We start from the raw sequence: 26,915 nt of genomic DNA on the forward strand, positions 1-26,915 counted from the left end.
AGATTTGCATGAGGTTTTAGTTAATGATTATGACGGCCATCTTTATAATTTGCAGCTTCCGTCATGCAGCCGATCTTTGATCTGAAGTCTTAACAGATCAGCTGATACCTGGCAGCTTCCATCCTGCTTCTGATCCCTAATTTGATCTTTTGTCTGATCATGGAGTCTGATTCGATCTTGGTTTCCCCCTGTTTTAGCAAACGCAACAGGAACCATTATTACTTGAGACAGCATGACTATACTTAGTACCGTTAAAATAATCTTTTTCATAAATTCACTCTCCCTTTTAAATCTTTTGGATACTCCACAGGTCAGCGGCGCCACTGACCTGTGGTTCTATTATATATTACGTAGGGGAGAGAGCTTTTTAGTAGGTATATTTATAAAAATATACAAAAAATTTACAGACAAGGAATCTGCTACAATTAATGAATAGTACATTTAACTAAATCCTGCGCATTTTTTTCAAGATCTTTAAGAGAAATTGGAGATAGAAAACGTAGTAGTCTATGAAAGGAGATGAAAAAATGGTCTTTTCAGAGAGTGAGCTCATATCTGAAATAAAAAAGCGAAACTTAAATGCTTATAGGGACTTAATTAAAGAATACACTAAGCCTGTTTATTATTTAACCTATAATATTTTAAACATCGGCAACAGTAAAGAAGACATAGAAGAGTGTGTCGCCGATGTCTTCTTTGAGGTCTGGCAAAAAATCAACGAATTTGACAGCGAGCGCAGCAACTTTAAAACTTGGATTTTAATCCTTACAAAATATAAGGCCCTTACTTATAAGCGCAAACTTAAAAAAAGTCACGTCGAAAACATTGATGATTATCAGCCTGAAGAGCCGAATAACGTTGAAAAACAGATCATCGACCGGGAAACGCAAAAAAAGCTGCTGGAAACAATCAATAGCTTTAACGAAACGGATAAAGAACTATTTATCCGCAGGTATTTTTGCAACGAGAAAATTAGCGACATTATGCAGTCCTTGGGGCTAAGTCGCTCGGCGGTTGACAACAGGCTGTTACGCGGCAGAAAGATAATTAAGGAGGTTTTGGCTTATGACTGAAAAGCAGATGCAAGAACTGATGCAAAATCTGGATAATGATCTCCTGACCGAAGAATTGGATGAGTTAATGAGCGGCATGGACATTGACCTGGATTCTATTACTAAAAAAGCGTTTACTAAGCTAAATAAGGAGCAGTCAAAAATGAAACTGAAAAGAAAAAGAATTTATCCTATTGCAGCAGCCTGTTTAATTATAGCGATCGGTGCATCGACCGCCTATGCCGGAGAAATTTCCGATTTTGTCAAATCGTTCTTCAATCAAAAAGTCATTTATTCAACGGTTGCCGACGGAAGTGCCTACTATTTGAAATCCCCTGTGCAATTGGCTGAGGGAAGTAAACTGGAGAATGTCATCTTTACAAAGGATAAATTGGAAATGAATTTAACGTATCCTTTAAAAGAAGATAAACTCCCTGAAATATCCGTTACTACCCAAAGCGGCAAACTATATAAACCGGGCGGTTACAGTACTGACAATGGTCAACTGTCCATCAGCTTTTGGAATGAAGCAGAGCAGAACTATGTGTTTACGCCCTCGCAAGAACTAAAATTAATGATCGCTGGAAAAAGTTACACTATTCATTTAACAGGAGGTGCGTCCGTAGTTGGCAGCGGGGAAATTATACCTGCTGAAAAATCGAATATAGATTGGGTAAAGGTTGGTTATCAGAAAACGGCTAAGGGTGTGCAGATTTTAACGAGTTTTAATGACCAGGATCTTAAATTGGAGAGCATTGGAGAACCAGCGCAAAAAACTGCGACAGATACGTTTAAAAATGAAAATGGCACTACATGCGGCGGGACTTCCTCGATGACTAACCCTCTCCTTGGTTATGATAAACATAACCATGTTTATACGTTCACCGAGGCTAAAAACGCTGTTGGCAGACCTATTACTCAGTTCGAATCCCAGGCTCCTGCCGGTCAAGAAATAGATTTAAAAATCCCAAGTCTGCTTGTTGGTTACGAAAAGACCCTTGGTCATCTTGAGGTACCAATTCCGTCGTTGAATGAAGAAAAACAAATCGGCGAGGTAATCGACCTAAAATTGCAAAAAATCACCTTGAAAAGTATAAAAAGAACCTCCGCAACGACTGCCGAGTTGAAATTTGCATTGAATACAGGAAATAACCCAGGGGTTACTGTCCGTGATGCTAATCTTTACAGTAACGATGTGCAAAGCGGCAACAGCATTTGGCAAGGTGACGAATGTACAATGCGTATCAATTTTAATGAGAAATTGAAAGAGGCTAATTTTGAAGTGGACTGGCCGACGTTTGTAGTTAATGGTAATTGGACTCTGAAAATTAAATAATCGTTCATGGTAGAAGCCGGTTGCACGTTGCAACCGGCTTCTTGGAGGTATGCAACGTATGTCGCACCACCTTCGTATTTTGCTTCCTGAACCTACAATTATGCATCGTTCTCTTTGACAAGCATCATAGTTTTTCTCTCGGAAACATAAAGCCTGTGATTCTGATTTTTACATAAATAAAAAGCTAATGGTGTTTATTTAAACCCATTAGCTTGATTTAGTCATGTTCATAGCTTCACCTCTTAGGCAATATGATTATTTAACTTAAATACTTTTTTTCTATTTAACATAGATTTTACTTCTTTAGTTGTCAAGGCGCTCTGTTGCCTGTAATCTATAATAACAACTCCATAGATAGCAATCATTACAATAATGCCCAAAATTCCTGATAGCATTTGAAATCCCCCTCGTAATATTTTTGGTATTTCCTTTAGTTATAGAATAACACAATACCTAGGCTATGTCATATTTGAATTATGTATTTGTCAAATAGTTTTTTATTATGGTTATTTTTGCAGCATAGAAATTTTACACCCATACTTATCCCTGAAGTATCAAACACAGTAAGGACAATTAAAGCTTGTTTGCCATTAAAACATTGTTATTAGTATAATTTTCCATAAATATTCAAAAAGAGATAAGTAAGAAGAATTTTCGTAATTAGCTTATCTAATATTGCGGCAATAATAAAAAATAATAGCTGCTCTGATCATAAGGCCCCAATAGGTTACTCACGAATGCTTACACAAAGTATTGGCAAAGCACCGGCTGGTGGTGAAGGATAGGCTGGACTCTTTTTTGGATAAGAGCCTGGAGAGGTCATCCATCTCGGGAAGCTATTATATCGTGGTCAAAGATATGGATGTGATCAAAGCCATGGCGGCGAGGCAGAGATCTCAGCTGTTTACCAAAGACATCCGCACTGCTGTTGGCAGTGATTATCCCGGCAGCAGCCGCTTTGCCCGCGCATTTTGCTTCCTGAACCTATATCTAGACATCGATTTGTTTAACAATCTTAACTGTTTTTCTCTCGGAAACATAAAGCCCTGCCAAAGTAAGGAGCACTCCCACAAAGGCAACCCATGTAATTATTTCATGGAGGATAAGAGCAGATGCCGCGATGGTAATGACAGGAACAATATAGATATAGACACTCGTTTTTACAGCTCCTAAAATACTAACAGACCAATTCCAACTGACAAAGCACACTGCGGAAGCCCCTAAACCCAAGAATAAGAGATTGAACATATTTTGTACTTTTGTAAACGCATAATAATCAAAATGAAAGGGTACAAAGAAAAGAGCTGGGATCATAAAAAGTAGTCCATAGAAGAAAACTTTGCGGGTACAGCCAATGGTATTATAGTTAAATCTGCTGATTCTGCGCATTAAAACAGAGTAAACTGCCCAAACAATCGCCGCAAGGGACGCTAATATATCCCCTAAAGGATTTACCCTTAAAATATAGCTGCCATTGAGCATAACCAATACTATCCCGATGATCGCGACGATAAAGCCTATAAAAAACTCTGTGCGGAGATTTTCACCCTCGAAAAAGTAAGCCAAAAGTGCTGTGAATAAGGGTGCAATAGAAACAATAATACCCACATTGGCTGCCAGCGTAAACGTAAGTGCGATATTTTCCAGAAGAAAATATAAGGTGACACCACATAATCCTGATAGGGCAAAAAGAAGTTCTTCCTTAAAGTCTTTAGTTTTCAAGCGATGGGGATAGACGAGAAATAAAGCTATGTAGCCGATAGTAAAACGGAAAAGTAATATTTCAATCGGGGTAAAGTCCTTCAGCAACAGTTTCGTGGATATAAAAGTGACTCCCCAAATCAGAATCGTACCGAGTGCTGATAAATGACCGGCAAGTAGTTTACGGTTCTCCATGTCAAATCTCCTCTCCCATAGATAACAAAGGTTTTGGATTGTGTTGAAAAATTTTCAGGTACTGCTTAGGCGTTAAGCCGATAAGCTTTTTGAAGAAATTCGAAAAATGGCTCTGGTCGCTGAAACCTGTTTGAAAAGCCACATCTAGGGGTGACATACCCTGTTCTAAAAGCTTTTTCGCGTTATTAATACGGATTGTAACGAGATAACTGTAGGGAGATATGCCTTTCTGCCGCGTAAAGGAACGAAGTAAATGATATTTGCTGAGCCCTGTGATTTCGCTTAATTTATCCAGAGTGATGGGGTTGGAATAGTTTGACTCTAGATAAGCACAAGCAGTTTTGATCTCTGTAGTAGGTTCTTGTGAGAACGATTTAGGAATTGTATCTGAATATTCTTCGATTAATTGCTCGATGAGAAATAAAAACAGCTCTTCCTTGATAAAATCATTTTCTTCCTCGAAGATCATAAGATTGAGTTCCCGCAGGGAGGCAGCAATCTCATTGTGATAAAGAACTGTCTGCTTAAAGTGAGGCAGACTGTCATTGCCCGTGATTTCCGCTGCAGTTCGCCTCATTATATTAGGCTCTATATTGATACACCTATAATCCAAGGCCTTGCCATCAACTTGTTCACAGGTATGAGTATCACGAGGATTGAATATAGTAATGTTTCCGGCGTTAAGAATATAATCCTGATTATTACAGGTCAGATAGCGTTTGCCCGACTCTATAAAGCCGAGGACATAATAATCGTGAAAGTGGTTTGGGAATTTTTGCATGATGCCTTTAAATTGGTAAGCCTCAATATTTAGATCTGTATCATAGCAAATGTTTCTGATCTCATTGACCATTTGTTATATAACTCCTTTTATTTATTCTCATCTAAGCATAACATTTTTCTTGAGGAAGATCTTGTATGATATTGCTCACCAAATCTCACTGGAACGTGAATTAATGACTGTATTTCCGTCAATTAGCATAGATAACGACAAAAAGAAAAGACTTCTGTAAGTCAGCGTTAAAGACCTTTCCAGAAATCTCTTTCGGTTATCTGCAGCCAGAGGCTTCCTTTATAAGGGAGCCTCTGGCTGTCAGAAAGGTTATGATGGCATTAATACTCTTGAAATATTTCAGCTAAATCTATCTGTATGGATTTAGCAATCTCGGATTGTATTATATCAGTTTCGCAATAGATGTCGGGGCGGCCGAATTTTCCCTCTTTGTCCAATTTAAAAACTACAACAGTTTTTTGATCTGGGTAGATTATCCAATATTGATTTACCCCTGCTTTTTCATAGAGATAGAACTTATCCTTAATGTCTTTACGTAAGGTTGATGGGGATGTTACCTCAATGACGAGATCGGGGCCGCCCACACACCCTAAGTTATCCAGCTTGTTTCGGTCGCAGATAATAGTTAGATCAGGTTGTACAACAGTGAAAATATCGTCACTGTTTTTCTCCGGTTCTGGTAATCTTACATCAAAAGGAGCACCAAAAACTTGGCAAGGACTGTCTTTAAGGGCGTTGTAAAATTGAGCTATGAGCGTAGTAACAATTTTCTGGTGTTGTGTCGATGGAGCAGGAGTCATATTATAAGGAATTCCGTTAATGAGCTCCCACTGTTCTTCTTTCGACCAACTTAAATAGTCTTTATAAGTGAATTTACGGTCAAGATTCTGTTCAGGGGAGCTCATTAAAGATCATCTCCTAACAAAGTTGGCTAAAGAGTCTATTTTTATCAAGTTCCACATTTTCCCTTAATTCATCATAACATAGAGGTGATCTAGGGGCAAGGAAGCAGTTCTAACAGGGAGGCGTGTTCACTAAAGTGATTAGGAAAAGCGCAAATAGATGTCATGATATAAAATGGATAAAGCAATATATGTTAAGATTAAAGACATTACTTTATTGAAGAAGAGAATCGCCTTTTTGTTCTGAATAATATCGGAGAAAAACTGGCCTACAATGGCATATAAAGTTGGCGCCCCAAAAACAAGCAGGGTAAAAAAGATAGCCATGTAGAGAATTTTGATGCCTGTGATATTTAATTGCGGAAAATAAATGGTTACAACAGGCATGACAGCAATGATAGCCTTTGGATTGAAAAACTGCATAAGAAAGCCATCACGAAATCCAATCTTTGTAAAATATGCTTTGCTTAAGTCAATATTAGATATAAATATTTTATAAGCTAAATAGAGCATGTATATACCACCAATCAAGCTGATGGGCCATAAGTCATGGGCTGGAAGCAGCAGGCTGCCAAAGTATCCGATCAATATGTACAGGACGAAAGTCGCTAAACTAATGCCGGCATAAAAAGGCAAGCCATCTTTGAATTTTCGGTTTAAGCCAATATTGGCAGCGGTAATCGTTACAGGACCAGGTGTATACATAATGGTTATTGAATAAATTATCATTTGCAGCATCTCGTTTTACCTCCTAACTAGTAATACAATTGATTATAAGTTGCTTGATGGTTATAATACAATTATTATATTGTATTAGATACAAGTTTTATGTATTGTAGGAGATACAATTGGAAATATCGAGATAAAAGAAGGTAAGAGGATGAAGCTGGATCAATATGGCAACGAAATAAGCTGGATACCGAAACTAAAGACAAGGGATGATATGCCCTTATATCAAGCCCTTGTGCAAGCAATACAAGATGATATTAATCAAGGGATACTGATGCGCGGTTATAAAATGCCGCCGCAGCGTGTCCTTGCTAACCAGCTTGGCCTTAATCATGGTACGGTTACAAGAGCGTATAAAATTTGTGAAGAAAAGGGTTTGGTTAAAGGTATTGTTGGGAAAGGGACATTTATAGCAGCAAGTCCGGGACTGCCCATCTCATTATTAACAGATCATAAAGATACTGATTTGATTAGTTTAGGTATGGCAATCCCTCTTTATGAATGCAATCCTTTGATTGAAACCTTCGTTAAACAAGTCCGGGATTCCATGGATTCTGGCTTAACCATGACGTATTGTCCGCCGGAAGGACATATTAAACATCGCTATGTTGCAGCTAATTGGCTAATTCAGTATAAAATCATTGTTAAGGCCGAAAACATTCTCATTACCTCAGGAACCCAAAATGCCTTGGCGATTATTCTTATGACACTTTTTGAAAAAGGGGATAGAATTGTTGTTGATGAATACACCTATACGGGCTTAATAAGTTTAGCTTCATATATGAGTGTTATTCTGGTTCCTGTTTTGGGTGATGAACAGGGTATGGATATTGAAGAATTAAAGTCCGCCTGTAAACGGGAGCAACCTAAGGGCATCTATATTATGGCAGATTATCACAATCCGACCACAGTTACTTTGAGTTATGAAAGAAGAAAAGCACTGGCCAAAGTTATTGCAGACAATAATTTACTGCTAATGGAAGACGCTACCTTTAGCTTCAGCCTGGAAACGAAAATTAAACCGGTAAGCGCCTATATTCCGGAACAGAGCCTGTTTATCATGGGTACATCAAAAGCAATTAGTCCGGCTTTTCGTATATCGTATATTGCTGCTCCATCATCTTTGGTTGAGAAGTTATCCCATGGACTGAACAATATTATCTGGATGGCCTCGCCATACACCTCGGAAATTGTCTCACTTCTTCAATCAACTGGAGCCTATGAACGCATAGAAGAAGAAAAAATCCGCTTACTTAAAGACCGCAATCAACGTTTCGATGAGATGATGACAGGATACGATGTATTATCGGCGCCAACTTCGTGTTATCGGTTTCTTCAGCTGCCCGGCAGTTATGATGATGTTGAATTAGAATATTTGGCCTTAGAAAAAGGTGTGCAAATTTTATCGGCTAATCGGTTCTATGTAGGATCGAAACCGGAGAAGCCAACGCTTCGCCTGGCTGTCAGTGCACCAAATACCCTGGAAGAACTGGAAACAGGACTAACAATTATCAAAGAATTACTGGATAATTATCCAAGGCGAAAAAGCCGCTGCCCGGTTCTGTAATTTATGTCTATCAACTGAGTGAAGTCTCGTGCTTATCCAAAGATTTCATAGCCAAGGAAATAGTGTTGTGCAGGGCGGTATAGCATTAGAGGGTGAAATTTCTGGTTGTTAATTGTAATTTGAATTACAATTATAGCGATAGTTATTGTTCTATACTGTATATGAAATATGAGTGTTTAAGTAATAAATTTGCTGCCTAAAGGGAGGCGGGTTATCGCTCTGACGGTAGCGAAAATTTCAAATATTTAGGAGGAATACTTGATGCAGAAGGTAAAAAGCTTATGGCAAGGCGGTCAAAAAAACAGCGTTTTTTTTAATCAGGATATTAATTTGCTAATTGATGAGAAAGGACCGAGACCGACAGATCTGCTATTGGCGGGGTTAATCGGTTGCAGTCAGGGAGTTTTCATGGAAATTACAGAAAAGATGAGGATTAAGGTTAATAGCATCAGCATGGAGGCAGAGGCAGAGCGTGAATCCGAACCTCCCAAGCTATTTTCGAAAATTGCTTTAAGCTATCATATCGAAGTGGATGAAGGGCTGGAATCTAAAGTGGTCAGAGCTATAAAGCTTGTGGAGCAGTATTGTACTGTGTTTAATATCATGAAATTAAGCGCTGACATTGAGGTGTTATGTTATATAAATGGGGTAAAACAATTAATTGCTTAGATAATTTCTCCTTTTAGGGTTAACGCTTGATCTTGCCAAGTTTTTATCCGACATTGAGGATTCGGTCGACTTTATTGCGAGTGACCTGGCGGCATGGTATATGAAATACCTGGATGAATCGGAAGGGCTTATGCGGTCATGGAAAAGTGACGAAGACACTAACTTTTATCAATCGCAGGATAAAATTGATGAGTTCTACGGCGATCTTGAGACTTTGGATAGGACCATAGGAATGTGGAAAACGGCATTAGATCGTGCAAAGCCAGAAGATGAGGCACAGAGGAGACGCTTGCTTACACGCTCAAAACAAAGAAAGCTTAAGTTGGTCGGATATCAAAATGCTTCGTCACAGGAAATAGATGAAATAAGTAGCCTGATTAACGAGTTGGGGAGTGATTACTCCATGGACGCCCTGCCGCATGAGGGCAAATATTCTTTATGCTACCGTTATCGGGCAACCAGTAAAGGGATTTTGGCAGCTGACACTGAGAAACATCTCACAAGAAAATTTAGACAATTTACTAGAATGGAAGCGGAAACTTAAAGACTACGAGAAATAGCCTCAGGAAAAGCATGATATAAGTTATTAGATAATGTTCGTCGTATTTGTTTGCTCATTTTGGGTTGTTTGAACAATTTAACTTCCGAAGCGACAAGACGCAGTTCACAGTAAATTGGTAAAAAATGTATCATTGATTGAATTTGACCAGGATAAAGGATATAATATAATATCTATATTTATGGGCAAGGAGGTGTTGGTGGGATGGCTACTGCAGATCAAATTAAAAGCTTAATTAAAGCTCATAATGACAATGACAATGAGAAATTCAAAACCGTAGTATTGCAGATTGCTGCTTATGAGGCCAAACTTAACCACGAAACCCTTGCTCGGGAATTGAAGAAACTGACTGAAAAAACTGGAGATGCTAGAGCGAATATACTTCGTTTTAATCAGATGCAAAATAACCCTATGCTTACAATGTCCATTCCAACTGAAAAAATAAAGGATTTAATTGTATCTGATGAGATTCATGATAGAATCAAAAGAATCCTAAACGAATTTAAAAATAGAAACAAATTGAGAAGTTATGGGATGAGTAATCGTCGTAAAATTCTTATTGAAGGGAAGCCGGGAACTGGAAAAACGTTTACGGCTTTAGTAATAGCTTCCGAAACTGGGTTACCCCTTTATACAGTCCAGATGGATAAGTTGGTTACAAAATTTATGGGTGAAACCAGCTCGAAATTGAGACAGATTTTTGATTCAGTTGAGAATTCAATCGGCGTATATTTTTTTGATGAATTTGATGCTATTGGGGCAGATAGAAACTTGGATAATGAAGTTGGAGAAATGCGAAGAATACTGAACTCCTTTCTACAGTTTATTGAACAGGATAAATCAGAGAGCATTATTGTTGCGGCTACTAATAACCAAAAATTGCTGGATCAAGCATTGTTTAGACGTTTTGACGATGTTTTGCATTATTCAATGCCAACTGAAAGCGAAGTGAAACGGCTGTATCAATATAAGCTTGCAGCTTATCAAAGTGACTTTGTACCCTCTACTCAATTAATTGAAGAATCACTTGTATTAAGTCATGCCGAAATAATCAGAGTATGTGAAGATGCTATTAAGGATTCTATCTTGGCTGATAATAAAATAACCCAAGCTAAGATGCTGAACTTGGTTAAAGAAAGAATAACGCTATATTCTGGAAAGGAGGCGTAACGGTTGTCGGTTGAGAAGAAGAATATCTTTTTGCATGACACAAACACATCCATTCCGTACGTTTCTCGTTCAACTCCAGTTGAGAAAAATTACCCCCAACGAGAAAATAGCAAGGCACATGCTATGTTTATTGAGAGAAAATTGAACGAATGCTACGAGCGTTCAGCAACTCAAAAGCAAGTTGCTGCAATAAGATATAAAGAAGGCGTGTACCTTGAGTTTTCTAGCGCAGCCAAACATGATTTGGCAATTAAAAGCTTGGAAAACAGAACTCAGGGTATACGCCTTTTGAATGTGAAATCCGATGAAGAAACGGGAACAATTAGGGCAACGGTGTATATCCCTGCGGGAAAGGAATCCTACTTCATTAAAAAAATTGAAGCGTATTCATTGGAGGTTACTGAAAAAGGAATCCCAAAACATAATGATTTAGTGCGAAGCATTGATGATATCAGAGTTGCGATGTTAGATTCATTTTGGATAGGAAAACCAGAGGATATTCCCAACGCAACGAAGTCGCTCAATGGTGTGAAGTATGGATTAGATACGATAATTTATTTCTTGAAAATGCTTTAACTAACATCTCAGAGTGTTGCCGAACATTGGAAATAGATATTGATCACAACAAATTGATTTTTCCGGAACGTATAGTTTATCTGATAAAGGCCAATAAATCTCAATTATCAAACTTGATCAGTTGCTGCGAATATATCACTGAATTTCGCAGAGCACCTGAACCTACGAGTTTCTTTGATACACTATATGGGGCAGAACAAAAGGAATGGGCTGAAGAATTGTTGAATCGAACAGAATTTATGGTCAGTAATTCTTTTGTCTGCTTGTTAGACACAGGGCTAAACAATTCACATCCTTTAATTTCTCCGGCAGTAAAAGGTACAAATACTGTACAAGCTGTTAACGATTCTTGGGGAACAACTGACCATATGGGGCATGGGACTGAAATGGCGGGGATAGTCTTAATATAATAATTTGAAGGATAAATTGTTAGACCCCAATAGGTTAGTCATTAACCATAAAATTGAATCCGTTAAAATTCTACCACCAAAAGGAGAAAATCCTATAGAGTTATATGGGGCAATTACTGAACAAGCTGTTGCGTTGGCGGAGATATCTAATCCAACAGCGGATAGAACGTTATGTATGGCTGTAACTTCTCCATATTATAATACAGAAGATGGCAGCCCTACTTCCTGGTCTGCTGCAGTGGATAGTATCACTTCAAGCGCAAACGAAAATGGCGAAAAACGCTTGTTTTTTATTAGTGCTGGAAATGTATTTTCCGCAGAACTAGCTAATAATGACTATCCTGATATCCTTCCTGCGGTCTTAGGTTTGATGTTATCAACTCAAACGAAACATTAGAAGATTTCAAAAAACGCGTTAATATTAAGATGCGTGGTGATGACAGAAAAGATAGTGGAGATGGAAGTAGTCGGGATTGGTATTTAGGTTTTGGGAATCGCGACGTGGGCTCAATACACTCTGATTTTTGTGAAGACTTAGCTGTTAATTTGTGTGATGCAAATTATGTTGCAGTATATCCAGTTATCGGTTGGTGGCGAGAAAGAGACCATCTCGGTAAATACAACGAGAAAGTAAGATATGCTCTTGTCCTTTCGATCGAAACACCTGAGGTTGAAGTTGATTTGTACACACCTATTATTACTAAAGTTGAAACCACTTCAATTGTTGAGATTACAATCCCTAAATAGATATTGTATAATATTTTATAAGCAAATGTTGCGATTCCGGCATCTTTCAGTGACGATAGTACATCCGTCAGTTTGTCGGTGTGATCCGCGTCTTTGACGGTTAAGCGTAAGGAACTGCTGCCCAGAGGGCCTGAGCGGTGTTGATAAGGTAAGGTTAAATTTAGAAGAAGAAAGGGTTAAAACGGCTTTGCGGGAAATTAAGAACGATGAAAAGCAATCCAGAGCGATAGTAGGCTCTGGATTTTAATTTTACTGCCGTAAGCAGGAAATGGAGGATAGTGGTGGAAATAGTAGGTGTTTCCTGGGCTGTTGCCGGTCTGATCCTGTGTATTACGATTATTGGTATTCCTTTTGGACTCCAACATTTTAAATTTGCGAAACTTGGTTGATACCATTTGGGGCGACGATTTACAAATCAATAGAAGGTGATCTGCAAATTGAGTGTTCTTACATATCTTGCCAGCGATTATCCCCTGGAAGAAGTAAAAGATCCCCATGTCAAACAACTATCTGTAAATCAGGCTTTAGAGCTGGGAATAAAAGTTCCTGACTTTTTGTTGGAATCATCCTTTGATAAAGACAAACCTGACGTCATACTATGGGTAGATGATGAAAAAAACTTTGGGGAAATATCAATCAGAGAATTCCATAAAGCCGACATTTGTGACGATATTTATACCCCAAAAAAGTTTTTAGCTTATTTGGAGTGGGATTATACTGAAAGCAGAGCTGAAAACCTCATTCGCTATTTACATGCCCATTTGTTGAATGCTGATGAAATTGAGCTCTGGCGTATATGGCTAGGCCAATGGTTCGATGATGGAATGCCAAGGATAAAAAAACATCATATAAATATTGAACAATTAACCTGTTTAGACTTAGAAAAAGTATTTGGTAAAAACAACCATGAATTTCCAGAATGCATTATTGTATCCCGATCAAAATAAGCGTGATTTAAGTATGTTTGCCATTCTGTTTTCCCGAAGCTAATGAATTTACTTAAAGATCACTGTATGTACGGAAAACCCAGTAAATAAGCCATTGGTGTAGTCATACGATATTGAAACTGTACTTAGGCCAGAGATGAGAGAAGAAATGATAACTAACTTTAAAAAAATATGCGATTTTACGAAGTCTGCTCTCTATGAACATATGGAATTTAAAGGCGAACGACGGGTTTTGGAAAGAACTGCCTGAGAACTTGATGATTCCAAATCTCTCCAACTGGGTACGAAGCAGACCCCCACTTCTTAAGTGAGGGTGGGTCCTTCGTTAACTTCAGGTGGGGTAGAGTCCCCATCTGAAGCCCCGATGTTCAGCTTTAGCTGAACGAGTTCACTCAAGGATAATCCGATATAAGCAAATATGCATTTGAGAGGCGGTTAATATGATTGAAATAGTATTCAGCGAAAGTGCTTGTGGAAGTCTTAAAGTGGCGCAGCACTATGGCAAGGGGAAATATCAAGATGAGTTTATTAGCGCTATCGTTAGTCACGCGGATGGAAGTAAGCCAACCAAAGAGGAAGTTGAAACTGCCCAACGAGAGGCAAAGGCAAAGGCACGCTTAGCCTGGGAGAGTGCTGTCCCCTTGGGTGGAAATACAGCGGACATCTATGGCTTCAACTTGATGCTGAGCGTCGGAGATATTTCAGAGAAACAGCCCGGTATCAAGCGGAAGCAGACTTTGGAACACTTATACAGCGTTTATCCCCATGACGTGGGTATGCAGGCGGCTCAGGAAATAGTTAAAAGGGCAAAAGAAGATTTGAAAAAGGTTCAGGGACGGGCGGAAAGGGGAGAATCCCTGCGAATCTGGTACAGCAATCAGCCTGATGAAATGTGTGGACTCTATTGGTTCATGGACCAGCTGAATCAGTGGAAAGTGCCTAGCAAACAGGTTGCTATTGTCAAGCTCCCGGAATGGGAAGCTGACGAAAAGGAAAATATCGTCCGGAAAAGCGGCTGGGGTGAAGTTGCTCCCGCAGAATGGCATCGGTATCTGGCCTTGCAAAAACCTGTGCTGCCGGTATTTGAACAGAGCTGTGCAGCTCATTGGCAAGAGCTGCAAAAGGAGAACGCACCTTTGCGGGCCACGCTGAATGGACAATTGATCAGTGTACCGGAAACTCTCTATGATGACGTTATCCTTCGTGAAATCGCAGCAGAAGGTGAGGAATTTCAGGAGGTAAAGGTTATCGGGCAGGTAATTGGTAAATATCAATTTGGAATTCATGATTCCTGGGTCGCATTCCGTATAGAAGAAATGATTCGTGAAGGAAAACTTGAAGTTGTGTCTGCAGTTGCCGAAGATATGCCGGTTTATCATCAAGTCTTGAAAAAATGTACAAATTAACAAAATAAAAGTATCATATCCATGATCGCGAGTATTAGAATAGGGCCTATCTAAGGGGCAGCCTGCCTTCGTTTATGAATGGCAAGATTAGATTAAATTCAGATGAATCAACATAAAAAAAAATTAACCGGAGGCGATGTATCTTATGATTGCATTGGCGACACTCGTTGTTATGATCATAAAAAAAGAAATAACCGCCCCTGCCCAGGATCGCGGTTATTTCTTATAACCCATAGTTCCGGCTAACCGTTCGGTTAGACAATCTGCCGGGCTTGCGTGTTAACATTTTTAATTTTCTCAACAAAATTGTTATTTATATTAATAATTTTTTTAAATTTCAATACAGTTCCGCTCTCAATAGCGATGTTTACAGAATGAACAGAAGTATTAGGATGTTCTGAACCTGGAACACTTCCATTCTTTACATATAGAATGCTAAGAAGTTTCGTACTGTTTAACTTTATATAATAGTTCACGTCTTCGGTTAAAGCATCTTCTGCCTTCAGCATTGTTTTTATAATAATATTTTACCAAGTTGGCAATGTCAGCCGTTACCAGGTACCCTTTTATAGTCCATCGAGGGATTAGTTAAGATCATTAGTGAGAAGTCCTGGGTTACAGATAATATACGAATCCCCCATATTATGGTATGATTAAAGCGTAAGAAAGTATGGGGAGAATGGGGTTATGAGACAGCTAATAGACCTGAAAATTGATTATGCTTTTAAGCTTATCTTTGGCAAAACCGGTAATGAGCCAATTCTTATAGCATTCTTAAATGCTGCGCTCAAACTCCCCCGCGACAATCAGATAACCTCAGTTCAATTATTAAATCCTGAACTTGACAAAGACTTTAAAGGCGATAAAAAGTCTGTCCTGGATATTAGGGCGGTAACTACTGAGGGGATTCAAGTTAATATTGAAATTCAACTGGCCAACCGGCATGATATGGACAAACGGACTCTTTTCTACTGGGCCAGAATGTATACTCGTCAAATGCGGGAAGGGATGGCCTATCAAGAGCTGGCTAAGACCATTACTATTAATATCCTGGATTTCAGATATATTAAAGAGACGAGAAGATACCATAGCGTTTTTAGACTTTTCGAAGTAGAAGAGGGGTTTGAGCTGACCGAGGCTCTGGAAATACATTTCATGGAACTGCCCAAGCTCTTGGTTAAGTGGAGAGAAGGATTGATTAGTCTCAGGGAAGATGCCTTAGTGCGGTGGTTATTCCTTTTAGAGGGCTCGGAGGATGAAGAAATCTATAAAACCTTGGAGGAGATCGCTATGCAAGATCCTATATTGAATCAAGCCATGGATGAATGGGAAAAATCCAGTGATGATCCAAGAATCCGGGAAATCTACTGGTCAAGACAAAAAGCAATCCTTGATGAGAAGGCAGCAATAAGGGAAGCAGAATTGAGATTGAAAAAAAGTATGGAGGAGGGCATAAAACAAGGCATAAAACAAGGCATAAAACAAGGCTTGAAACAAGGGATAGAACAAGGGATAGAACAAGGAATAGAAGAAAGTAAACTTACAATGGCTCAAAAAATGTTAAAAAGGGGGATGGATATTGGAGTAATCTCCGACATTGTAGGAATGTCGGAAGAAGAAATAAAAAACTTAAAAGGATGAGTGGGATATAGTAATCAACAACAGCATGGACTACCTCTTTTCTATCAGTTTTTTCAACATCTCCAGCTCATCCTCAGTAAGGTCATTGTCTATGAACGAAGCGAAAAGGGCTTTTTTCGAGCCGTTATACAACTTATCGATAAGGCTTTAGGTTTCAGCCTTGTGTACCTCTGCTTTTTGGACCAGGGAAGTACAGATAAAATTCGGTTCAGTTCGCTGTCAAAAAGTTTTACAACTGTCAAAATTAAAACCACCTGACTATTTTAAGAAATAGTGGAAATAGTTCCCTTTGGCGGTGTTTGGCCTCTTGGAATGTCTTTATTAGGAAGGTCAGTCTTCACATCACCGGTCAATTGAAGATTCCAAGGGGCTTGAGAAAACATGCTAGTAGGCGCCAATCAGATTATACAACTGACTGGCGCCTCTTAGCATGTTTTTGAAATATTCCGTAATTAATGGAAGGAAAAGCAGCAAGTTCGGCGAAAAAGAAACTATATGACAAATGTTGTCCAAAAGACCAGATTCACTGGAGGATTGACTTAAAGCCAAGGTTTTTTTGAGGGTGAATAGATGCATTATATCGAAATCGACTTAGCCTGGACCTATAGCAATGAATCGGGAATTTGTGTGATCGCTGACAATGGGCAAATCATCTATTGCGAGTCCAAGGTTTTCAGCGACGAAATGATTGCGGACATCGTTGCAGAGCATGCCCAGGAGGGAGCCATTGTGGGGATTGATGCTCCTAGTTAATGCGTCAAACCTATTAGTTCTTAACGGTCAATCACTGAAGGGATTTCTTTCGTTGTTGAACAGAACCTGGAAATTTGTTTAGACAACGTTTCGGCAGCCATTATAATAAAAAAATTAGGCCACTCATGAGTGGCCTTTATAAATTGAATCCCGCAAAGTTCCTCTAGAATTAATGGATACACGGCTCGAGATTAATCTTCAACAAAGCTTTACTAATCTAATCCACAACCAGAGTAAATCAAAATAGTTGGACACCTTACATTTGAGTAAACAAAACTATCAAGTAAGAATCTTGAAAAGCTAAAAAAGTAAGGGAGTAAATACTTTGACCTAAACTAAAGGTAAATATTCAACATAAGTTTAAGTTAGAAACTAATCTAGACAAATCCTCCACTATTTCTTTGTGTTTTAAAAACTGACCTGACTCATACGAACTTGACTAACTGACCTGACTCATACGAACTTGACTAACTGACCTGACTCATACGAACTTGACTAACTGACCTGACTCATACGAACTTGACTAACTGACCTGACTCATACGAACTTGACTAACTGACCTGACTCATACGAACTTGACTAACTGACCTGACTCATACGAACTTGACTAACTGACCTGACTCATACGAACTTGACTAACTGACCTGACTCATACGAACTTGACTAACTGACCTGACTCATACGAACTTGACTAACTGACCTGACTCATACGAACTTGACTAACTGACCTGACTCATACGAACTTGACTAACTGACCTGACTCATACGAACTTGACTAACTGACCTGACTCATACGAACTTGACTAACTGACCTGACTCATACGAACTTGACTAACTGACCTGACTCATACGAACTTGACTAACTGACCTGACTCATACGAACTTGACTAACTGACCTGACTCATACGAACTTGACTAACTGACCTGACTCATACGAACTTGACTAACTAACCTGACTCATACAGACCGACCTAACCAAGAGGAACTTTGCGGGAAAATTTTTCTTTCTTAACAAAATAACCACCCTTTTAGGTGGTTCGATTCCTCGATTTCAGCATCGTCCTAACTGATTGCACTGCTGAAACCTTCGATGAATCGAAACTTCCCTAGCACGCTACCAACAAGTTTTTAGCACTGAATCTTTGATTAATAACTGATTATGAGATTATTATACTTAAATTCAGTTCCTTGTCAAGTATTGAAGTTAATAATATTTACAATCCTTGATACTAACGTTTTAGGGGCTTGGCACGCATAAAAGTAAGCAGGAAATTAGAAGTATTTGCCCATCATTAGCACCTTTCCCATACCTCTAAGTTTCTGCTAATTCTTATTTTACGACGTATTATGTGAATATAAGCTTACCGGACCCTGAGTTGCCAAAAGGCCACGGCGCTGGCTGCAGCAACGTTCAGAGAGTCTACGTTATGGGACATGGGGATGCACGCGGTGTAATCGCAGTCAGCAATCGTGCAGGGCGCCAGTCCATTACCTTCTGAACCTAATACGATAGCAAGCTTTTCCTCTGCCATGAGCTGCGGATCGTCTATGCTGACAGCGTTATCATTTAAAGCCATGGCAACGGTCTTAAAGCCCAGCTTGCGCAGACTCTTCATACCCTGTTGCGGCCACTGCGAGGGCTCGCTGCCAATACGGGCCCATGGCACTTGGAAGATGGTACCCATGCTCACCCTCACCGCACGCCGGCACAGTGGGTCACAGCATGAGGGGGTAAGCAACACCGTATCGATGCCTAGCGCCGCAGCCGAGCGAAAAATGGCACCGACGTTGGTAGAGTCCGCAATACCTTCAAGCACAGCCACTCGACTTGCACCGGCACACGCCTCCTCAACGCTGGGTAGATGAGGACGCCGCATGGCACACAGCACACCGCGGGTCAGCTGAAAGCCAGTCAGCCCTGCTAGCAGGTTGCTATCGGCAGTATAGACGGGGACATCTCCGCAGCGGGTGATTATACCGTGCGCCTGCCCTGCAATGTATTTGCGCTCCATCAAAAGTGAAATAGGCTCGCATCCAGCGTCGAGGGCAAGTCCAATTACCTTGGTACTCTCTGCAATAAAGATGCCCATCTCCGGCTCCAACCGGTTGCGCAGCTGCGTTTCCGTCAGGCGAGCAAAGACATCCAAATTGGACGATGAAAAATCTCTTATCTCAATGATATTTGACATCTTATCTCCTTTTATGTTCGAGGTTAGTGGTAACATATCAACCTTAATTTTTTGTAACATAAAATCCTTTTTTACCGTAATTGACACTCCCACGGCTAAAGCCGATGGGATTCTTGGGTGATTAAACCGAAGTACATTTCTGCTATCGGAGTATGACCCCAAGTTCAGGGCTAAGCCATTAGCCCGTCCTAGAGCAGTACACAATGGTACTCTAGGCTGATAGCCTGTTACCAGCTACCACAGTTTCTTTGAAAACGATCGTTTTAACGTCTTTTTTCTTGACGACACATAGAGTTTTACCTGATAGACGCATTAGCTATCAGAACCTCTTACTCTATCCAGTTTTCAAAGATCAAACTAATACTAGTTTATCATAGTGCTAAGACATTTACATTTACATGAAATTACGAAGCCGCCTTCATCCCACGATTAAAACCGTGGGCTTTTGGCTACGTTTCTGTAAGAATTACACCACCATCAATATGCTATATTATTAACTACACTATATTGCTTATAAGACACATCTTTCTATACTACGAAACAATATAAGAATAGCACTAAACCGCTGGCGAGGATAAGGATTTGACTTAGCAAGAGCTTGCCACTTTGCTGAAGGTAAGTCAAACAACCTATTCAAGAAGCGGTGTCCTTGATATTCCTAGTACCTCGCTTGTTAAACTTGCGGCTGGTCGTAGAATAGTGGATAGGAAAAAGTAAATTAGCTGTTTAAATGAAACAAATCAGGCCGCCTTGTGTTATGAGGCGGCCTGATCCCTGGAGCAGTCAGGGATAAGTTTCATCATATTGCCTGGAAGATTATGCCATAATAGTTCTAACAGGTTGTTGTGGGACGATTAGCTAATATTATACTCACGGACTGTAAAATATGCAACCGGGTCACACACAAACTATTGGTATCGCTATATTTGGCACAGTTTGTGTTATAATATGGTAAATGCATAAGTCTTGGCAAATGAGGGGGTGTTCATAGTGGGTTTAACTGAACCTCAAGTAATTACGATCGCTGAATATAATAAACTCAGAGAGAATACCGAGAGTTATTTAGAATATATCGATGGCATAGTGTATATGGTACCATCTCCTTCGACGAATCATCAAAGAATTTCCAGTAGATTACATGCAAAGTTATTCAATTTCCTTGAAGGAAAAGAATGCGAAGTCTTCCCAGCACCCTTTGACATTGAGCTTAGGACAGCTGATGATGACCAAGGAGATCAGACTGAAAAGGCCAAGGTGGTCATTCCGGATTTATCGGTTATTTGTGATAAAACGAAACTAGGCGAAAATAAATATGTCGGTTCACCAGAACTGATTATTGAAATTTTATCTCCTTCAAATCAAGCTCATGATCTCGTTAAGAAACTTAATTTATATATGCAATATAGGGTTAAAGAATATTGGATTGTTAATCCTTTTTTGAATACTGTACAGATCTATGGTTTGAATGAAGAAGGGCAATATCAGCAGGTAGAGGTATTGAAGGAAACAGGAGTAGCCCATTCAGATATTTTAAAAGGGTTTAGTATGGATCTTGAAGACTTATTTAAGTGAAGAGCAAAGGCATTATGAACGCAAGCATCCTCTGCCGGTTGGGAAGAGGATGCTTGATTCATTTAGGCAGGAGTAATATTCCAATAATACTTAAAAGATGCCGCCCCTCTGATTATAAGGATGGGCGGCATCAGTAGGATAATGGTAAGAAGTGGATTATAATAAACTATGTGATCATAAGTATTAAACCGTTACGCATTCGTATGATAATGTGACGTAGTAAAAGGAGTACATGCGATTAAGTACAAGAACCATAGTGAGATGTTGGAAATTTGCCTCAGTGTGTTTTATTGCATCTATCCTTTTTAACATATGGACTAAGATTTGTATGATACTGTCCTTTTCAATTATCTGACTTATAATGATAGTAGTTGCTGTTATTACAATCCTTTTGTACTGGAGATGTACGCATTGTGGAAGGGTCTATGAACGTATTCAAGGCTATTTGATGGTATTATGGAATTGAAGAACTCAAAGGAGGAATCTTTAAACGGGATGAGCAAATCAAACGATGCAATAAGCCAATTAACTGAAAAACTTCCTATATTATTGATTGAAGATGATATCACCATCAGGCGGTTCGTGGAAATCAACCTTAAGCGTTCCGGATTCCAGGTTATGGCTGCAGACAGCGGCGAAACAGGCCTGAGTCTGATGGAGAATCGGCGCCCCGCCTTGGTGGTTTTGGATGTGATGCTGCCTGGAATAGATGGCTACCAAGTCTGCAGCCAGATTCGGGATCGTTTCCCAGAAGTGGCGGTGCTTATGCTGACCGCCCTCTCCCAGGATCTGGACAAGGTTATGGGCTTTGAGTTCGGAGCTGACGATTACCTGGTCAAACCCTTTAACCCATTAGAACTGGTGGCCAGAATCCGTGCCATATTGCGGCGCTTTAACAAGGACAGCGGGTCATTGCTGTGCTCCGGATCATTCCGGTGTGACCTGAGAGCTCAGCAACTATTCATGGACGAGCGTGAGATCGAGCTCACTCCACAGGAATTCCGGCTAATCAAAGTTTTCTTGGAGCACCGGGGACAGGCTCTGAGCAGGGATGACCTATTGAATCTAGCTTGGGGAGAGGACTTTGTGGGAGATCCTAAAACCGTTGATGTTCATGTCCGGCGCCTAAGAGAAAAAATCGGGAATGCTCCCTCCACTGGGCGTATTGAGACTGTCTGGGGAAGCGGCTACCGCTGGAGGGAGGGCTCGTAGCGGTGCTAGGCATCAGAAAGCGATTGGTGGGGAGCTACCTGTTGGTGGTATTGGTGGCGGTGGTGTTGCTGGAAGGATTCCTGCTGCTGGCAATCAGGAGCTATTATTACGGCGGGGTGGAGCAAATTCTTACCAAACAGGATGAGTCTGCAGCCAACTTCTACCATAGCTACTTGTCAGGCAAAGGCCTGACCGGATCGGCGGATAGCTTGATGCGGAGTCTGGCAGCCAACACCAGTGCCCAGGTGCAAGTAATCTCTCCTGAAAGAGTGATTCTGGCTGATTCTATGATGATGATCCGCCAGCCGGCGGATAGTCCGGATGTCAATGAAGCCTTGGCAGGCAAACCGGGTCGGTGGCAGGGTATTACCCGCCAAGGGGAGGCCATCTTGACGGTAGATTTCCCCCTGAAGGACTTAGACGGGCGCAACGGAGCCCTGAGGATGGTCACCACCTTGACCGGCGTGGGGCAGGCGGTCAGCCGGCTGACCTGGCTGCTCTTCGGTCTCGGGCTGCTGGTGACAGGCCTGGCGGCAGCGACGGGTTTATGGCTGGCCTCCAGCATTACCGGACCGGTATTGGAGATCACCCGGGTGGCTGGTGAAATGGGCCAAGGCATGTTCAATAGCAGAGCGCCGGTAAAATCAGGTGATGAACTCGGCAATTTGGCGGAGACCTTGAATTTCTTGGCGGCGGAGATTCTGCGTCAGGAGCGACTCAAGAGTGAGTTTATCGCTTCCGTATCTCATGATCTGAAGACCCCGCTGACTTCGATCAAAGGCTGGGCACTTACCTTGCTGCACGGAGATGACCATAACCAAGACGAGTTGCGTGAGGGGCTGCAAATCATCAGCGGGGAAAGCGATCGGCTGGCGCTGCTGGTGGATGATCTGCTGGACTTTTCCCGACTGGAGTCAGGACGGGCCACTCTTTGCCTGGAGGAGGTTGATTTGGCTGCGTTGCTCCAGCACTGTGTCAAGCAGTTGCAGCCTCGTTCGGAACGCCAACAGGTCAGTCTATCGCTGGCGGAAACCGAGGAGAGGCTGCCCAGCATCAAAGGTGATTCCCGCCGGCTTAAACAGGTCTTTTTGAATATCCTGGACAACGCCCTCAAATTCACTCCTTCCAGTGGCCGAATAACGGTAGAAATAGTCGGACGGGGAACGGAACTGACGGTTACCATTCGGGATACCGGCTGCGGCATAGCACCGGAACATCTTAACCGGGTCACCGAGCGGTTTTATAAGGCGGAGAGCCAGATACGCGGCAATGGCCTGGGCCTGGGTCTGGCTATCTGCCGGGAGATTCTTGATTTGCACGGGGGAAGGTTGTCCTTGCGAAGCACGTCCGGCAAAGGCACAGAGGTAGAGGTGATTCTCCCCGTAACTTTATCGTAACTATTTTTAATGATCTATTAACCCTTTTCTCAAGACCAGAGATTATGATTGATCCGAAGGCGAAAATTTATAGTATAGAAAGGGGTTATGGAACATGGCTAAGGTACCTTTACGGCTGTTGGGCACCCTGCTGGCGGCGACCGTGCTAATCACCGGGTGTAATTTTCTGCCGCAGCCATCCAGCTTGATAGCGGCGCCGATGATCAGTTCCGGCAATGTGGATGACAACACTATCTGGCAGCAGGTAAAAGGACTTCTGCCCCAGGGGTGCCAACCGGTGGTGCCAGACCAGCCGTCCGGTGGAGGGGCGGTTCAGCAAGCCGACCTGGAGGGCAACGGAAAAAATGAGGTGCTGGTTACCTATAGCAACGGTGCCAATCCACCGGTTTTGGGAGCAGCGCTCTTCAGCAAGCAAAAGGGTCAGTGGCAGAAACTTTGGAGCGTTACAGGTCAGGGCTATGCCGTTAGTTACGCGGGATTTGCCGACTTGACCGGGGAGGGTAGACCGGAACTGTTGCTGGGCTGGAGAATGGGAACAACAGTCAGCGGTCTGGATATTTATACCATGAGTGGACAGAATCTGCAAAAAATGACCAGCTTGTGTTACAGTAAACTGGATGTGGGAAACTTTACAAGTCAAAAAGGCTCCCATGGAACGGCTCAGCTGGCCGTTTGGCAGCATGATACGGGCGACGCCTACCAGGTAGAAGTGCTGGGTTGGAATGGGAAGGCGCTGGTTCCGGACGGGGATGCTTATCTGAATTACTTTCCTAAAGTCGTGTCCTACTATCAGGAGCAGCTAAAAGGGATGCCGGACGCTGTCTTTTACTGGTATTACCTCGCCGACGCTCAGCTGAAGGTTGGGCAGCCTCAGGCGGCTATTGATTCTGCCCGCCAAAGTCTCGCTATTTTAGCTGGACGCCCCGATAATTATTATAAGGGGTATGACTTGGTGGTTGAAGGCAATGCTCTCAATGCTCAACAGAATTTCACAGATGCGCAAAAAGTCTTGCAGCCTCTGGTCGGCAAGCAGCAGAACGATGGCACTTTGGCCGCCCGCCTGGATCTGGCTCTGGGAGACAGCTATCGCGGTCAGTTAAATGACAGTAAGGCGGAAGAACTGTACCAGGCTGCCATTGACAGGTTGGTCAAGGATTATGCAAATTCGTCTGTTGTGGAAAAACTGCAATATGACTGGAATAATCCCACCTTGCTGAAACTGCTGGACGAGGGTTCTCCGCAGTCATGGCTTGCTGCCGATTGTCTGAGGAGACTGGGTGGCCCTTTACATTGATTTGTTGTCGTGGTGGAGGACCGAGAAGAATTTAATTGACAAACGAGAAATTCAAAATTATCATAGCAATATAAGGCAAAGGCGCCGTGACAGTTACTATAACTGACGGCGTCTTTTTCATACGTTAAAAGAGGTGTACTATTATGATTAGACTTGCTAATAAGCAAGACGCGGTACAAATTGTTGACATTTATAGACCATACGTTAAAAATACATCAATTTCCTTTGAAACTGAGGTTCTGCATGCACTCGGTCTTGAATCCCTAAGAAAACCTGAAATTACTTTTTGGAGCGCCTGGGAGGAGGATGAATTAGTTGGGTGCGGGGCTCTAAAAGAACTAGATAGACAACACGGAGAGATCAAATCAATGCGAACTTCCTCATCGCATCGCAGAAAGGGAATTGCTAAGGGCGTTCTTCAGCATATTATTGAAGAGGCCAAGCGGCGCGGATATCAGAGATTGAGTTTGGAAACAGGTTCAATAGATGCTTTCGAACCATCTAAAAGATTATATATAAGTTTTGGGTTCCAATATTGTGAGCCGTTTTCGGATTACATTGAGGATCCCAATAGTGTTTTTATGACGAAGGAATTATAACTTATCTCGACAAAAATACGATATAATAGACATAAAAAATAAGGTGAGTATCATGGACAAACATCTAAAGGGAACTCCTATTTTTGTGAGTGCTATTATAGGGTTAAGTTGTTTAGTATTTTTTTTAGATAACTTGAGAATCCATACAGTTTATCATGCATTTTTAGGAGTATGCCAACTTACTATTTTAGTTATAACCATTTTCTATTTTCGGTATTACATAGAAAAGGTCAATAAAGAACGCAGCAATGAATTCAACGAACTCGATCAATTAAACAGACTGCTTATCGACGTTACACCTACTGGAATAGTTTTAATAAATAACGATGGCATAATTAAATACGTAAATAAAGCGGCGGGTAATATATTGGGCTCGACGAAAACAGCAGGTTTAAATATATTAGAATTTGATACAGTAAAGAAGTCAAATCTCTATGGTGGAATTGTCAAAGCGACAAAAGGGATATACAGTGAGGTTTTAGGTGAACGATATACTTCTTTTACCACACGTACCAAAAAAGTACTTAACTTTTATGTTTCACCTGTAATGGCTGAAAACACTCAAGGAATAAGTCATACTATTTTATTCATTCATGATATAACGCAGGAAGGTAAGTTAAAGGAAGAAATTGAAAAAACATACTTATCAACTATTGAGGCTTTGGTCGGACTAGTTGACGCAAGAGATAAGTATACAGGAGAACATTCTAAGAATGTGTCTAAGTACACAATGATGCTTTGTACTGAACTTGGCATTACGGATGGCGAGGAACTAAGAAATATAGAACTTGCCGCCCATTTTCATGATATAGGAAAAATTGGAGTATCTGACCAAATTCTCAATAAACCTGTTAGTTTAAATGATGCCGAATACGATCAGATGAAAAAACATTCATCAGTAGGAGCTGACATAATTCGTAAAATTGAAGGATTCGAGGAAATAAGCGAAATAATTAGACATCATCACGAACGTTGGGATGGGAAAGGCTATCCCTCCAATCTCTCAGGCAACGATATACCATATGGATCCCAAATAATTGCTGTAGCTGATACTTATGATGCCTTAACATCAGACAGGGTTTATCGTAAAGGTATGCCAAAAGAAGTAGCTCTCAAAATAATATTTGAAGAAAAGGGGCGCCAATTTAACCAAGAAATAGTTGAAAATTTTGTGTCTATGATGGCGAGAGCTTCTGTGGAAAGAATTTATTAAAGAAACTGCATTACAGATCGACTAGAGCCACAATTGATTTCAAAAGTGGTTCCGACTGTAAAACATTTTTTGCCTATGATTGTAATAAAATTAATTAGCTCCTTGGTATAATTAGCATATTATTCCACACGTCAAATAATGGATTTTGAAATTATTTTAAAATACAAGGATTTTGTGTTAGTTCATTATTTTTATTATCATACAAGAAATTTTGCGGCGTTGATAGGACTATATAATTAAAAGTTAACTTGATATCCACCCATATAGAGCTATCATATCCTACACC

At 40.9% G+C, this 26,915-nt stretch carries 28 protein-coding genes and 1 pseudogene; 21 read left to right on the top strand and 8 right to left on the bottom strand.

Annotated elements, in window-relative coordinates:
* Positions 1 to 42: 42 nt before the first annotated feature.
* A complete protein-coding gene (locus B5771_RS20760; protein ID WP_047811019.1) occupies positions 43 to 270 on the bottom strand; it encodes a hypothetical protein in 228 nt (75 codons plus the stop codon).
* Positions 271 to 527: 257 nt separating this feature from the next.
* On the opposite strand from B5771_RS20760, the gene B5771_RS20765 reads away from it, so the two are divergent.
* Complete coding sequence (locus B5771_RS20765) at positions 528 to 1,073, top strand: sigma-70 family RNA polymerase sigma factor (RefSeq protein ID WP_088189226.1); 546 nt, start codon at positions 528 to 530, stop codon at positions 1,071 to 1,073.
* On the top strand, positions 1,066 to 2,388 hold the full coding sequence (locus B5771_RS20770) for a hypothetical protein (protein ID WP_088189227.1): 1,323 nt from the start codon (positions 1,066 to 1,068) through the stop codon (positions 2,386 to 2,388). Before B5771_RS20765 ends, B5771_RS20770 begins: the two co-directional genes overlap by 8 nt.
* Before the next feature lie 242 nt (positions 2,389 to 2,630).
* On the opposite strand, the gene B5771_RS24425 is transcribed toward B5771_RS20770, so the two are convergent.
* From B5771_RS24425 to B5771_RS20790, 5 genes are all read right to left on the bottom strand, one after another.
* The gene (locus B5771_RS24425; RefSeq protein ID WP_172408334.1) at positions 2,631 to 2,783 is read right to left on the bottom strand and encodes a hypothetical protein; all 153 of its coding nucleotides are present in this window, start codon (positions 2,781 to 2,783) and stop codon (positions 2,631 to 2,633) included.
* A gap of 595 nt (positions 2,784 to 3,378) precedes the next feature.
* On the bottom strand, positions 3,379 to 4,284 hold the full coding sequence (locus B5771_RS20775) for a DMT family transporter (RefSeq protein ID WP_088189228.1): 906 nt from the start codon (positions 4,282 to 4,284) through the stop codon (positions 3,379 to 3,381).
* Position 4,285: 1 nt separating this feature from the next.
* Positions 4,286 to 5,137, bottom strand: a complete 852-nt coding sequence (locus B5771_RS20780) for an AraC family transcriptional regulator (protein ID WP_088189229.1) — start codon at positions 5,135 to 5,137, stop codon at positions 4,286 to 4,288.
* A gap of 260 nt (positions 5,138 to 5,397) precedes the next feature.
* The gene (locus B5771_RS20785; RefSeq protein WP_088189230.1) at positions 5,398 to 5,982 is read right to left on the bottom strand and encodes a Uma2 family endonuclease; all 585 of its coding nucleotides are present in this window, start codon (positions 5,980 to 5,982) and stop codon (positions 5,398 to 5,400) included.
* 138 nt (positions 5,983 to 6,120) lie between these two features.
* A complete protein-coding gene (locus tag B5771_RS20790) occupies positions 6,121 to 6,717 on the bottom strand; it encodes a LysE family transporter (protein ID WP_088189231.1) in 597 nt (198 codons plus the stop codon).
* A 142-nt stretch (positions 6,718 to 6,859) separates the two neighbouring features.
* Between B5771_RS20790 and B5771_RS20795 the strand changes: the two genes are divergently transcribed.
* From B5771_RS20795 to B5771_RS20840, 12 genes and pseudogenes are all read left to right on the top strand, one after another.
* A complete protein-coding gene (locus B5771_RS20795) occupies positions 6,860 to 8,275 on the top strand; it encodes a PLP-dependent aminotransferase family protein (protein WP_088189232.1) in 1,416 nt (471 codons plus the stop codon).
* Between the two features lie 261 nt (positions 8,276 to 8,536).
* Positions 8,537 to 8,944, top strand: coding sequence for an OsmC family protein (locus B5771_RS20800; protein WP_088189233.1), 408 nt, complete (start codon positions 8,537 to 8,539; stop codon positions 8,942 to 8,944).
* 100 nt (positions 8,945 to 9,044) lie between these two features.
* Entirely contained in the window at positions 9,045 to 9,488 is a 444-nt protein-coding gene (locus B5771_RS20805; protein ID WP_088189234.1) for a hypothetical protein, read from the top strand.
* A gap of 219 nt (positions 9,489 to 9,707) precedes the next feature.
* Positions 9,708 to 10,673 (top strand): ATP-binding protein, encoded by a 966-nt coding sequence (locus tag B5771_RS20810; protein WP_088189235.1) that lies wholly within the window; start codon positions 9,708 to 9,710, stop codon positions 10,671 to 10,673.
* Positions 10,674 to 10,676: 3 nt separating this feature from the next.
* Positions 10,677 to 11,249, top strand: a complete 573-nt coding sequence (locus B5771_RS24865) for a hypothetical protein (protein ID WP_242966915.1) — start codon at positions 10,677 to 10,679, stop codon at positions 11,247 to 11,249.
* 26 nt (positions 11,250 to 11,275) lie between these two features.
* Positions 11,276 to 11,659: a S8 family serine peptidase gene (locus B5771_RS24870; RefSeq protein ID WP_242966916.1), complete on the top strand. Its 384-nt coding sequence runs from the start codon at positions 11,276 to 11,278 to the stop codon at positions 11,657 to 11,659.
* Between the two features lie 16 nt (positions 11,660 to 11,675).
* Entirely contained in the window at positions 11,676 to 12,056 is a 381-nt protein-coding gene (locus tag B5771_RS24875) for a S8 family serine peptidase (RefSeq protein WP_242966917.1), read from the top strand.
* Between the two features lie 29 nt (positions 12,057 to 12,085).
* Positions 12,086 to 12,406: a hypothetical protein gene (locus B5771_RS24880; RefSeq protein ID WP_242966918.1), complete on the top strand. Its 321-nt coding sequence runs from the start codon at positions 12,086 to 12,088 to the stop codon at positions 12,404 to 12,406.
* Positions 12,407 to 12,720: 314 nt separating this feature from the next.
* Positions 12,721 to 12,792 (top strand): annotated as a pseudogene (locus tag B5771_RS24885) (YccF domain-containing protein); the annotation flags it as partial.
* A gap of 51 nt (positions 12,793 to 12,843) precedes the next feature.
* The gene (locus B5771_RS20825) at positions 12,844 to 13,353 is read left to right on the top strand and encodes a hypothetical protein (protein ID WP_242966919.1); all 510 of its coding nucleotides are present in this window, start codon (positions 12,844 to 12,846) and stop codon (positions 13,351 to 13,353) included.
* Positions 13,354 to 13,793: 440 nt separating this feature from the next.
* A complete protein-coding gene (locus B5771_RS20830; protein ID WP_088189237.1) occupies positions 13,794 to 14,759 on the top strand; it encodes a DUF3658 domain-containing protein in 966 nt (321 codons plus the stop codon).
* A gap of 687 nt (positions 14,760 to 15,446) precedes the next feature.
* Positions 15,447 to 16,400: an Rpn family recombination-promoting nuclease/putative transposase gene (locus tag B5771_RS20840; RefSeq protein ID WP_088189239.1), complete on the top strand. Its 954-nt coding sequence runs from the start codon at positions 15,447 to 15,449 to the stop codon at positions 16,398 to 16,400.
* Positions 16,401 to 16,430: 30 nt separating this feature from the next.
* Here the strand turns inward: B5771_RS20840 and B5771_RS25240 are convergent, their stop codons facing one another.
* Complete coding sequence (locus B5771_RS25240; protein ID WP_348982966.1) at positions 16,431 to 16,532, bottom strand: hypothetical protein; 102 nt, start codon at positions 16,530 to 16,532, stop codon at positions 16,431 to 16,433.
* Positions 16,533 to 16,970: 438 nt separating this feature from the next.
* Here B5771_RS25240 and B5771_RS20850 point away from each other — a divergent pair, with 438 nt between their 5' ends.
* The gene (locus B5771_RS20850) at positions 16,971 to 17,153 is read left to right on the top strand and encodes a DUF429 domain-containing protein (protein ID WP_088189240.1); all 183 of its coding nucleotides are present in this window, start codon (positions 16,971 to 16,973) and stop codon (positions 17,151 to 17,153) included.
* A 1,361-nt stretch (positions 17,154 to 18,514) separates the two neighbouring features.
* On the opposite strand, the gene B5771_RS20855 is transcribed toward B5771_RS20850, so the two are convergent.
* On the bottom strand, positions 18,515 to 19,342 hold the full coding sequence (locus tag B5771_RS20855) for an RNA methyltransferase (RefSeq protein WP_014901502.1): 828 nt from the start codon (positions 19,340 to 19,342) through the stop codon (positions 18,515 to 18,517).
* Positions 19,343 to 20,332: 990 nt separating this feature from the next.
* Between B5771_RS20855 and B5771_RS20860 the strand changes: the two genes are divergently transcribed.
* From B5771_RS20860 to B5771_RS20885, 6 genes are all read left to right on the top strand, one after another.
* Positions 20,333 to 20,914: a Uma2 family endonuclease gene (locus tag B5771_RS20860; RefSeq protein ID WP_088189241.1), complete on the top strand. Its 582-nt coding sequence runs from the start codon at positions 20,333 to 20,335 to the stop codon at positions 20,912 to 20,914.
* Between the two features lie 495 nt (positions 20,915 to 21,409).
* The gene (locus tag B5771_RS20865; RefSeq protein WP_088189242.1) at positions 21,410 to 22,126 is read left to right on the top strand and encodes a response regulator transcription factor; all 717 of its coding nucleotides are present in this window, start codon (positions 21,410 to 21,412) and stop codon (positions 22,124 to 22,126) included.
* A 2-nt stretch (positions 22,127 to 22,128) separates the two neighbouring features.
* Complete coding sequence (locus B5771_RS20870) at positions 22,129 to 23,523, top strand: HAMP domain-containing sensor histidine kinase (protein ID WP_088189243.1); 1,395 nt, start codon at positions 22,129 to 22,131, stop codon at positions 23,521 to 23,523.
* A gap of 277 nt (positions 23,524 to 23,800) precedes the next feature.
* Positions 23,801 to 24,817, top strand: a complete 1,017-nt coding sequence (locus B5771_RS20875; RefSeq protein ID WP_172408335.1) for a hypothetical protein — start codon at positions 23,801 to 23,803, stop codon at positions 24,815 to 24,817.
* Between the two features lie 143 nt (positions 24,818 to 24,960).
* Complete coding sequence (locus tag B5771_RS20880) at positions 24,961 to 25,416, top strand: GNAT family N-acetyltransferase (protein ID WP_088189245.1); 456 nt, start codon at positions 24,961 to 24,963, stop codon at positions 25,414 to 25,416.
* 52 nt (positions 25,417 to 25,468) lie between these two features.
* Positions 25,469 to 26,629 carry an HD domain-containing phosphohydrolase gene (locus tag B5771_RS20885; RefSeq protein WP_088189246.1) on the top strand — a complete coding sequence of 387 codons (1,161 nt, stop codon included), beginning with the start codon at positions 25,469 to 25,471 and terminating at the stop codon, positions 26,627 to 26,629.
* Positions 26,630 to 26,915 lie beyond the last annotated feature (286 nt).

It is taken from the genome of Desulfosporosinus sp. FKA (assembly GCF_002196785.1).
In the GTDB taxonomy this organism is placed as follows: Bacteria; Bacillota; Desulfitobacteriia; order Desulfitobacteriales; family Desulfitobacteriaceae; genus Desulfosporosinus; species Desulfosporosinus acididurans.